The 10085-nt window shown below is 71.0% G+C and carries 10 protein-coding genes and 1 pseudogene; 8 read left to right on the top strand and 3 right to left on the bottom strand.

The window, feature by feature from the left end:
- Positions 1-316: pseudogene (locus CA983_RS14995) on the top strand (IS982 family transposase); the annotation flags it as partial.
- A 42-nt stretch (positions 317-358) separates the two neighbouring features.
- Here the strand turns inward: CA983_RS14995 and CA983_RS14990 are convergent.
- Positions 359-2155, bottom strand: coding sequence for an AMP-dependent synthetase/ligase (locus CA983_RS14990; RefSeq protein WP_086601397.1), 1797 nt, complete (start codon positions 2153-2155; stop codon positions 359-361).
- Between the two features lie 297 nt (positions 2156-2452).
- Between CA983_RS14990 and CA983_RS14985 the strand changes: the two genes are divergently transcribed.
- The 6 genes from CA983_RS14985 to CA983_RS14960 all read left to right on the top strand — a co-directional run bounded on the left by CA983_RS14985 (position 2453) and on the right by CA983_RS14960 (position 7581).
- Positions 2453-3250, top strand: coding sequence for a metallophosphoesterase family protein (locus CA983_RS14985; RefSeq protein ID WP_086601396.1), 798 nt, complete (start codon positions 2453-2455; stop codon positions 3248-3250).
- A 111-nt stretch (positions 3251-3361) separates the two neighbouring features.
- On the top strand, positions 3362-3799 hold the full coding sequence (locus tag CA983_RS14980; protein WP_086601395.1) for an SRPBCC family protein: 438 nt from the start codon (positions 3362-3364) through the stop codon (positions 3797-3799).
- A gap of 94 nt (positions 3800-3893) precedes the next feature.
- Positions 3894-5069 carry an ArsA family ATPase gene (locus CA983_RS14975; RefSeq protein ID WP_086601394.1) on the top strand — a complete coding sequence of 392 codons (1176 nt, stop codon included), beginning with the start codon at positions 3894-3896 and terminating at the stop codon, positions 5067-5069.
- A gap of 44 nt (positions 5070-5113) precedes the next feature.
- The gene (locus CA983_RS14970) at positions 5114-5614 is read left to right on the top strand and encodes a DUF5304 domain-containing protein (RefSeq protein ID WP_086601393.1); all 501 of its coding nucleotides are present in this window, start codon (positions 5114-5116) and stop codon (positions 5612-5614) included.
- A 132-nt stretch (positions 5615-5746) separates the two neighbouring features.
- Positions 5747-6700: an ROK family glucokinase gene (locus tag CA983_RS14965; protein WP_020272969.1), complete on the top strand. Its 954-nt coding sequence runs from the start codon at positions 5747-5749 to the stop codon at positions 6698-6700.
- 134 nt (positions 6701-6834) lie between these two features.
- Complete coding sequence (locus CA983_RS14960) at positions 6835-7581, top strand: endonuclease/exonuclease/phosphatase family protein (protein ID WP_086601392.1); 747 nt, start codon at positions 6835-6837, stop codon at positions 7579-7581.
- Positions 7582-7592: 11 nt separating this feature from the next.
- On the opposite strand, the gene CA983_RS14955 is transcribed toward CA983_RS14960, so the two are convergent.
- Positions 7593-8270 (bottom strand): hypothetical protein, encoded by a 678-nt coding sequence (locus CA983_RS14955; RefSeq protein WP_086601391.1) that lies wholly within the window; start codon positions 8268-8270, stop codon positions 7593-7595.
- Positions 8263-9060, bottom strand: coding sequence for an alpha/beta hydrolase (locus CA983_RS14950; protein ID WP_086601390.1), 798 nt, complete (start codon positions 9058-9060; stop codon positions 8263-8265). The genes CA983_RS14955 and CA983_RS14950 overlap by 8 nt, the downstream gene beginning before the upstream one ends.
- 202 nt (positions 9061-9262) lie before the next feature.
- Here CA983_RS14950 and CA983_RS14945 point away from each other — a divergent pair, with 202 nt between their 5' ends.
- On the top strand, positions 9263-10069 hold the full coding sequence (locus tag CA983_RS14945; RefSeq protein WP_086601400.1) for a lysophospholipid acyltransferase family protein: 807 nt from the start codon (positions 9263-9265) through the stop codon (positions 10067-10069).
- Positions 10070-10085: the final 16 nt, after the last annotated feature.

Raw genomic sequence — 10085 nt, 5'->3', positions numbered from 1 at the left:
ACCTGCCCCAGCAGTCGGCCTACAACAAGCGCCTCAACGCCCCTTCGTCACCGACCGGCTCGGCGCCCACCTGGTGCGACCGGACCGCAAGAACGAACCGGCCCGCTTCGGCAAGATCGCCCGTGTCCGCCAGTGGATCGAGGCCGTCATCGACACCCTCAAGGGCCAGCTCAGCCTGGAACAGCACGGCGGCAGAACCCCAGCCGGAGTCTTCGCCCGCACCGCCCAACGCCTACTGGCCCTGGCCACCGCGATCTGGCACAACTGGCACACCGGAACAACGGTCAAGCGCTCGCTGATCGCGTACGACCACTGAAGACATCGGACTCATTCATCTAGGCGGCAGGCCGGGGGCCGGTCACTTCGCGTAGATCGCCTCGACCTCGTGCGCGTAGTCCTTCGCCACCACGTTCCGCTTCAGCTTCAGTGAGGGGGTCAGGTGGCCAGACTCCTCCGTGAACTGGGAGGACAGAATGCGGAACTTCCGCACCGATTCGGCCTTCGACACCGCGGCGTTGCCGTCGTCGACCGCGGCCTGGATCGCGGCCAGCAGGTCCGGGTCCTCGCACAGCGACGCCGCGGTGGAACCCGCCGGCTTGCCGTGGTCCGCGCACCAACGGCCCAGGAACTCCTCGTCGATGGTGATCAGCGCGCCCACGAACGGCCGCCCGTCGCCCACCACCATGCATTCCGCGACCAGCGCGTGCGCCCGGATGCGGTCCTCGATCACGGCCGGGGCGACGTTCTTGCCGCCCGCGGTGACGATGATCTCCTTCTTGCGGCCGGTGATCCTGAGGTAGCCGTCCTCGTCGAGGGTGCCGATGTCACCGGTGTGGAACCAGCCGTCGGCCAGCGCCTCCGCGGTCGCGCCGGGGTTGTTCCAGTACTCCTTGAACAGGTGCTCGCCGTGCAGCAGCACCTCGCCGTCGTCGGCGATCCGGACCACCGAGCCGGGCAGCGGCTGGCCGACCGTGCCGATCTTCTGCCGGTCCCAGGGGTTGAACGCGGTGGCCGCGCAGGACTCGGTCAGGCCGTAGCCCTCCAGGACCGTGAAGCCGATGCCGCGGAAGAAGTGGCCCAGGCGCTCGCCCAGCGGTGCGCCGCCGGAGATGGCGTACTCGCCCCGGCCGCCGAGGACCGCGCGGAGCTTGCTGTAGACGAGCTTGTCGAACGTCTTGTGCTTGATCCGCAGACCGAGGGAGGGGCCCGAGGGGGTGTCCAGCGCCTTGCTGTAGGCGATCGCGGTGTCGGCGGCCTTGTCGAAGATCTTGCCCTTGCCGTCGGCCTGGGCCTTGGCGCGCGCCGAGTTGTAGACCTTCTCGAAGACGCGCGGCACCCCGAGGATCAGCGTCGGGCGGAACGCGGCCAGCTCGTCGGTGAGGTTCTTGATGTCCGGGACGCAGCCCAGCTTGATCGGCGCCATCATCGGCGCGATCTGCACGAGGCGCCCGAAGACGTGCGCGAGCGGCAGGAAGAGCAGCACCGAGCACTCGCCCGTGCGGAACAGCGGACGCAGCCGCTCCACGATGTTGCCGCACTCCGCGAAGAAGCTGCGGTGGGTGAGCACACAGCCCTTGGGGCGGCCGGTCGTGCCCGAGGTGTAGACGATGGTCGCCGGGTCGTCGGCCTTGGCGATCGAGCCGCGCTCCTCGACCGTCTGGTCCGTGACGTCCTGCCCGAGCCGGCCCAGCTCGTCGATGCCGCCGCCCTCGATCTGCCACACGTGCTTGAGCGCCGGCAGATGGTCGCGCACCGACTCGACGGCGGCCGTGTGACCACCCGACTCCACGATGCACGCGGTCGCGCCCGAGTCGCCGAGGATCCACTGCACCTGCTCCGGCGAACTGGTCTCGTACACCGGCACGGTCACCGCGCCCGCGCTCCAGATCGCGAAGTCCAGCAGTGTCCACTCGTAACGGGTGCGGGACATCAGGCCCACCCGGTCGCCCGGCTGGACGCCGGCGGCGATCAGCCCCTTCGCGGCCGTGCGCACCTCGGCGAGGAAGGCGGTGGCCGTGACGTCCTGCCAGGTGCCGCCGACCTTGCGGGCGATGACGGCGACGTCCGGGTGCTGCGCGGCGTTTCTGCGGACGATGTCGGTCAGATTGCCGTCCGCAGGGACCTCGTACAAAGCCGGAAGGCTGAACTCGCGCAAGACTGCTGCTCCTCATAGGGCGCCGGCGCCACGACGTTGTGTGATGCGACGGTCCGGTCCAAGGCTCGGGCAGGTGCTCCGGCATTCACTTGTTGAAATGCAGAGCACGACTGGACTGCCCGGACGTTACCCGCCGGTATGGCTTCTACGACAGGGGGTCCCGGCGAGATGTTCGCCGCGTCACACAGTTGGGTATTTCTTCGCGCACAGTAGTCCACGTACTAACTGACTGGCCAGTAACCGCAGGTAGGGCCGCCACTGTTCACAAGTGCAGCGCTCGACCTACCCTTGATCGCCATGGCACCCACACCAGCCGGAAGCCACAGGACGCGCGTGCACGTGGTCAGCGACGTGCACGGCAACGCCCGTGACCTGGCGAGGGCCGGCGAGGGCGCCGACGCCCTGATCTGCCTGGGCGACCTCGTCCTCTTCCTCGACTACGCCGACCACTCGCGCGGCATCTTCCCCGACCTGTTCGGCGTCGAGAACGCCGACCGCATCGTCGCGCTGCGCACCGCCCGCCGCTTCCAGGAGGCGCGGGAATTCGGGGCCCGGCTGTGGGCCGGCGTCGGCGCGGACCGCGCCTCGGTGATCGAGAAGGCGGTGCGCAAGCAGTACGCCGAGATGTTCGCCGCGTTCCCCACTCCGACGTACGCGACCTACGGCAATGTCGACATGCCGCCCCTGTGGCAGGAGTACGCCGGCCCGGGCACGACCGTCGTCGACGGCGAGCGCGTCGAGATAGGCGGCCGGGTCTTCGGCTTCGTCGGCGGCGGCCTGCGCACGCCGATGCGGACGCCGTACGAGATCAGCGACGAGGAGTACGCGGCCAAGATAGAGGCCGTCGGCGAGGTCGACGTGCTGTGCACGCACATCCCGCCCGAGGTTCCCGAGCTCGTCTACGACACCGTCGCGCGCCGCTTCGAGCGCGGCAGCCGGGCCCTGCTGGACGCCATCCGCCGCACTCGCCCCCGCTACTCCCTCTTCGGACACGTGCACCAGCCGCTGGTGCGGCGGATGCGGATCGGGGCAACCGAGTGTGTGAACGTGGGGCACTTCGCGGGGACCGGGACACCGTGGGCGCTGGAATGGTGAGGACGTCCCAGGTCGGGTGAGATCGGCGGGTCCCGTGCGCGGTAGCCTTCACGCTGCACACGCTTGCGCACGACGACCTCATACCGGCCCGCATCTGGAGGAGCCACGGAGATGGCGGAACACACCAGCTCGAGCATCACCATCGAGGCGGCCCCGGCCGACGTCATGGCGGTCATCTCCGATTTCGCCCGGTACCCGGACTGGACCGGCGAGGTGAAGGAGGCCGAGGTGCTCAAGACCGACGAGCAGGGCCGCGCCGAGCAGGTCCGGCTCGTCATGGACGCGGGTGCGATCAAGGACGACCAGGTCCTCGCGTACACATGGACCGGCGAGAGCGAGGTGTCCTGGACCCTTGTGAAGTCCCAGATGCTCCGTTCCCTGGACGGCACGTACATCCTCAAGCCGGCGGGCTCGGGTGGCACGGAGGTCACGTACGCGCTGACCGTGGACGTCAAGATCCCGATGCTCGGCATGATCAAGCGCAAGGCCGAGAAGGTCATCATCGACAGGGCACTGGCGGGTCTGAAGAAGCGCGTCGAGTCCGCCTAGCCGCCGCGGGGGTTTCTGACGGAGCCCAGGTGCGTTGTGGCTGGTCGCGCAGTTCCCCGCGCCCCTGAGGGCGTGTCGGTTACCGTTCACCCCCATGCGCACCATCCTGATCACCGGCCCCGGCGGCAGCGGCCGTACCACCCTCGCGGCCGCGACCGCCCTGGCCGCGGCGGCGGAGGGCACCCGCACCCTCGTCCTCGGCACCGACCGCACGGACACCCTCGGTGCCGCCCTGGGGACCAGGACGGGCCCTGAGCCGGCCGAGGCCGCACCCCGCCTCACGGCCTGGCGTCCCGACCCCGCCCAGGACTTCCGGACGGACCTCACCGCCCTCCAGGACCGCGCCTCCTCCGCCCTGGACCTCCTCGGCGCCTCCCGCCTCGACCCCGAGGAACTCACCCCCCTCCCCGGCGCCGAGGAACTCGCCCTCCTGCGCGGCCTGCGCGACGCCGCCCTGTCGGAGTCGTACGACCTGCTCGTCGTCGACCTGCCACCGGCCCCGCAGGCCCTCGCCCTCCTCGCCCTGCCCGAGGAGCTCCGCCGCTACCTGCGCCGCCTGCTGCCGCCCGAACGCCAGGCCGCCCGCGCCCTGCGCCCCGTACTGGGCCGGCTCGCCGGCGTGCCCATGCCCGCCGAGTGGCTGTACGAGACGGCCGCCCGCTGGGATCTGGAGCTGGCCGCCGCCGAGGCGGTCGTCGCCGACCGCGACACCGTCGTACGACTGGTCGCCGAGCCCGGCCCGGCCGGCGCCGACGCCCTCCGGGTGGCGGGCCTCGGCCTCGCCCTGCGCGGCCTGCGCACCGACGTCGTGGTCGCCAACCGCGTCCTGCCCGAGGCGTCCGCGGACACCTGGCTGGCCGGTCCGGTCGCCCAGCAGCGCAAGACACTGGAGGAGTGGCGGGAGTCGTACGACGTCCGGACCGTCGCCCACCTGGGACGCGACCCGGTCGGCGCCGACGACCTCGCCGACCTCGCCGTCCCCGGCGTCGACCCGGACGCCCCCGTCCCACCGGTCGAGTGGCCGGTCACCGACCGGCTCGGCGAGGACGGCGTGCTCGTCTGGCACATCCCGCTGCCCGGCGCCGTACGCGAGGAACTGGACCTCGTCCGGCGCGGCGACGAACTCGTCGTCACGGCGGGGCCTTTCCGCCGCATCGTTCCGCTGCCCTCCGCGCTGCGCCGCTGCACCGTCGACGGGGCCGCCCTGCGCGAGGGGGAGCTGCGCGTCCGCTTCGCACCCGACCCGAAGCTGTGGCCGCGGACAGGGTGAGAGGGGGTAACGTCGTAGGGACGAACCGTAGTCAGGAGTCCGTCATGAGCGAAGAGCTCCCCCCGTCCGACGCCGCCCGTGAAGAGGCCGTGGACGAGGTGCGGGCGACCGACCCCGACGCCTGGGCGACCGCGTGTGCCGAGGACCTCGAGGCGGAGAAGGCCCGCCGCCGTGCCGAGTACGGCCCGCCCCAGGGTTCCGCGGCCGAGGAACTGAAGAAGCTGGTCGACGCCGTCGCGGACAAGCTGTCGGGGATCCAGTCCCCGCTGTTCGGCGCGGTCGCGGGACCCGCCGCCGAGCAGGTCGTCCGCCAGGTCGTCCAGCAGGCCAAGGCCGCCGTGGAACCCGTCATCGAACGCAACCCGGACGTGTTCGACCACCTGGCCGCCGCCGGGAACGAACTGCTCGCCGCCTACCGCTCCGCCGTCGAGGCCCAGGAGCGCCGCTGGACCGGCCGCGACGACCGGATCGACCCGCGTGACCTGGACGATCGCCATGACCGGGGCGACGAGGGCGGCCCCACGGAGCGCATCGACCTGGACTGAGCCCCCGCCCTCTCACGAGCCGCGACCGGCGTGCCGCCGCCGGTCCTGCCCAGCGTGCGGACGACAGCGAATCCGACGGCGTGCCTCGGGTACCGTTGGCCGTAGCGGGGCTCGACCGAAACTGAGGGATTCATGGGACTCACCATCGGCGTCGACATCGGCGGCACGAAGATCGCGGCCGGCGTGGTCGACGAGGAAGGCAACATCCTCTCGACCCACAAGGTGCCGACCCCGGGCACGCCTGAGGGCATCGTGGACGCCATCGCCTCGGCGGTGGAAGGCGCACGCGTCGGGCACGACATCGTCGGCGTGGGCATCGGCGCGGCCGGATATGTCAACCGGCAGCGTTCCGAGGTCTACTTCGCGCCCAACATCCACTGGCGCAACGAGCCGCTCAAGGAGAAGGTCGAGGCCCGCGTGGGCCTCCCGGTGGTCGTGGAGAACGACGCGAACGCCGCGGCGTGGGGCGAGTACAAGTTCGGCGCCGGCAAGGGCCACCGCAACGTCATCTGCATCACGCTCGGCACCGGCCTCGGCGGCGGCATCATCATCGGCAACAAGCTGCGCCGCGGGCACTTCGGCGTGGCCGCCGAGTTCGGCCACATCCGCATGGTGCCGGACGGCCTGCTGTGCGGCTGCGGCTCGCAGGGCTGCTGGGAGCAGTACGCGTCGGGGCGGGCGCTGGTGAGGTACGCCAAGCAGCGCGCCAACGCCACTCCCGAGAACGCCGAGATCCTCCTCGGCCTCGGCAACGGCACGCCCGACGGCATCGAGGGCAAGCACATCTCCATGGCCGCCCGCCAGGGTGACCGCGTGGCCGTCGACTCCTACCGCGAACTGGCCCGCTGGGTCGGCGCGGGTCTCGCCGACCTCGCCTCCCTCTTCGACCCCTCCGCCTTCATCGTCGGCGGCGGCCTCTCCGACGAGGGCGAACTGGTCCTGGGCCCGATCCGCAAGTCCTACAAGCGCTGGCTGGTGGGCGGCAACTGGCGCCCGGTGGCCGAGGTCCGGGCCGCGGAACTGGGCAACAAGGCCGGCCTGGTGGGCGCGGCCGACCTGGCGAGGGAACCCGACCCGATCATGTAACGCCTTGTTTTCTGCTTTCAGGGGCGCGGGGCTGTATCGATGTGCGGCTCCGCCGCGTGGGCGCGACAAGCCACAACGAACGGTCAGTCGCGCACCAGCCTCGCGCCCCGAGCTGTTGGGCGTAAATTGATCACATGCCCCTGCTCCCCAACTCGCGTACCGAACCCGATGGTTCCGCGGTCATCAGGGTCCTCAGCTACAACATCCGCTCGATGCGCGACGACACCGACGCCCTGGCCCGCGTCATCCGCGCTTGCGAACCCGACCTGGTCCTCGTCCAAGAAGCCCCCCGCTTCTTCCGCTGGCGCAAGAAACTCGCCCGCCTCGCCCTCGCCTCCGGCCTGGTCGTCGTCACCGGGGGCGCCACCACCACCGGGCCGGCGATCCTCAGCTCGCTCCGGGCGAGCGTCGAACGCACGGAGGACGTTCTCCTGCCCCGCACCCCCGGCCTGCACCGCCGCGGCTTCGCCACAGCGGTCGTCCGCTTCGCCGGCACCCGCCTCGGCGTCCTGAGCTGTCACCTGTCGCTCCAGAAGGACGAGCGGTACGACCAGGCCGGCATGCTCCTGGACCGGCTCGCCGGCATGGGCGTGGAGCACGCGATCGCCGGCGGCGACCTGAACGAACGCCCCGACGGCCCCGCCTTCCGCCGGCTGGCCGGCACCCTGACCGACTGCCGGGCCGCCTCCCCCTGGGGCGGCGAGCACACCTGGACCCCCACCGACCCCTACCAGCGCATCGACGCGATCTTCGCGACCAAGGGCATCGAGGTGCTGGGCTGTGGGGTGCCGTTCGAGCACCCCGGGGTGACCGGCGCAGACCTGAGGGCGGCCACGGACCACCTCCCGGTCCTGGCCGCCCTCAAGATTCCAGCCGCCTGAAATCCAGCCGTCTAGACGACCGCACCCCGCCCGGGGTCGTCGTCGTCCTCGTCGTCCGTCCGCATCCGCATCACCAGTGTCGCGAACCCACCGAGGAACCCGCCGATCGCCAGCGTGGTCAGCCACCACGTCATTTCCCAGCCGAGCAGCACGGCGAGCAGGACCAGCACCGGCCCGCCCAGCACGCCGAGCCAGGCGAACTTCGCGGTGGGGTCGGCGGACGGCAGCGGGGGCGGCTCCGGCGGCACGAAATGCCCTTCGTCGTCCTCGTCGAAGTCGTCCTCGGTGGGCTCGGGCGCGGAGTAGTCGCGCGGGCCGACGCCGGGTGCGAAGGAGACGGAGCCGCCCAGAGGCTTGGCCGGGTTGTCCCCGGACGCGGACCCGGAACCCTTGGCCTCCGATGCCTCCGATGCCTCCGAGCCCGCCGAACGCTGCGACCGCTCCGGCCCCTCAGGCTCAGCGGGCTTCGCGGCGTTCCCGGACGCCCCGGCCGTGTCCACCCGGTCGTCGTTGGTCGGAGACTCCAGCAGCGCCAGGTCCTCGATCGACTTGAACGGCTTGGCGCCCGGCGGGTCCGGCGGCTCGTCGCCGTACCCGGCGACGATCGCCGCCCAGGCGGCCTCCTCGTCGAACGGGACGCCCTTCTCGTCCGGCTCGCGGCCCTCGCGGTCGGAGTCGTGCTCAGCCACCTGCGGTCGTCCCTTCCTTGCCGAGACCGGCCTCGTTGCCGAGGCCGGACGCGAGCCGGCCGATGAACGCGGTGCTCTCCGCGAAGATCCGGTCCGCGTCATGGTCCAACGTGGCGACGTGGTAGCTCTGTTCCAGGAGGACCTCTTTCACGTCGGTCGACGAGATGCGGCTGAGAATACGGGCCGAGTCGGCGGGCGGCACCACATGGTCCTGCGGGCTGCGCAGCAGCAGCACCGGCTGGGTGACCTGCGGCAGCTCGCCGTCGACGATCCGGAAGAACTGCCGCAGGGAGTGCGCCGCGTGCAGCGGCACCCGGTCGTAGCCGAGCTCCCTGCTGTCCGGCTTGGCGATGTCGCTGGCGATGCCCTTCGTCGCGGGGACGAGGTGGCGGACCACCGGCAGGGCGTGCGCGGCCAGGCCGTGCACCTTGTTCGCCGGGTTGACGACCACCACGCCACTGACGGCGTCGCCGTGCTTGGCGGCCAGCCGCAGGGCCAGGGCGCCGCCCATGGACAGACCGGCCACGAACACCTGCTCGCGGCGCTCGCACAGCAGGCGCAGCTCGCGGTCCACCTCCGCGTACCAGTCCTGCCAGCCGGTGATCCGCAGGTCCTCCCAGCGCGTGCCGTGCCCGGGCAGCAGCGGCAGCGAGACGGTCAGGCCGCGTGCGGCGAGATGCTCCGCCCAGGGGCGCAGCGACTGCGGTGAACCGGTGAAGCCGTGGCAGAGGAGCACGGCGATCTCCCCGCCCTCGTGGCGAAATGGCTCGGCTCCGGCAAGGACCGGCACCTTCGGCCTCCTGGTCGTGAGAAGGGACTGACACGATCACGGATTGTCACGGAACGTCATGGCAGGGGTCGCACGGCGTTCGCGGGACCTTCACCGTACGCGACGGCACTGACACCGACCAGGGCCGTCGGCGCCTTTGACAGCGCGCCGGGTTAAGGTCTGATCGACACATACAGGAGGCACTCGGTTGTTGTACGGCGCGATGAAGGTCGCTGTTGGGGGACCGCTGAAGGTCGCCTTCAGGCCATGGGTGGAAGGCCTGGAGAACGTTCCCGCAGAGGGCCCCGCGATCCTGGCGAGCAACCACCTCTCCTTCTCGGACTCGTTCTTCCTGCCCGCGGTCCTGGACCGCAAGGTCACGTTCATCGCGAAGGCCGAGTACTTCACCACGCCCGGGGTGAAGGGCCGGCTGACGGCCGCCTTCTTCAAGGGAGTCGGGCAGCTTCCGGTGGACCGCTCCGGTGCGCGCGGCGCGGGTGAGGCCGCCATCAAGAGCGGCATCGAGGTGCTGGAGCGCGGCGAGCTGTTCGGTATCTACCCGGAGGGGACGCGCTCGCCCGACGGGCGGCTCTACCGCGGCAAGCCGGGCGGCCTCGCGCGCGTGGCGCTCGCGACCGGTGCGCCCGTCCTCCCCGTCGCCATGATCGACACGGAGAAGATCCAGCCGCCCGGGAAGGTCATGCCGAAGCTGATGCGCCCCGGCATCCGGATCGGCAAGCCCCTGGACTTCAGCCGCTACCAGGGCATGGAGCACGACCGCTTCGTCCTGCGCGCGGTGACCGACGAGGTCATGTACGAGATCATGAAGCTCTCCGGCCAGGAGTACGTCGACATGTACGCGACGGCCATGAAGCGGCAGCTCGCGGAGGCGGCGAAGGCGGAGAAGGAAGCCGAGAAGGCGGCGAAGGCCGCCCTCGTACGGGCGGAGAAGGAACAGGCGGAAAAGGAAAAGTCCGAGCAGGAAAAGTCCGAGCAGGAAAAGCCGGAGCAGCGACGGACCGAGCCCTAGTCGGGGGCTTGAGCCA

It is taken from the genome of Streptomyces swartbergensis (genome assembly GCF_002148965.1).
GTDB lineage: Bacteria > Actinomycetota > Actinomycetes > Streptomycetales > Streptomycetaceae > Streptomyces > Streptomyces swartbergensis.
This window is presented reverse-complemented; position numbering and strand designations above follow the sequence as displayed.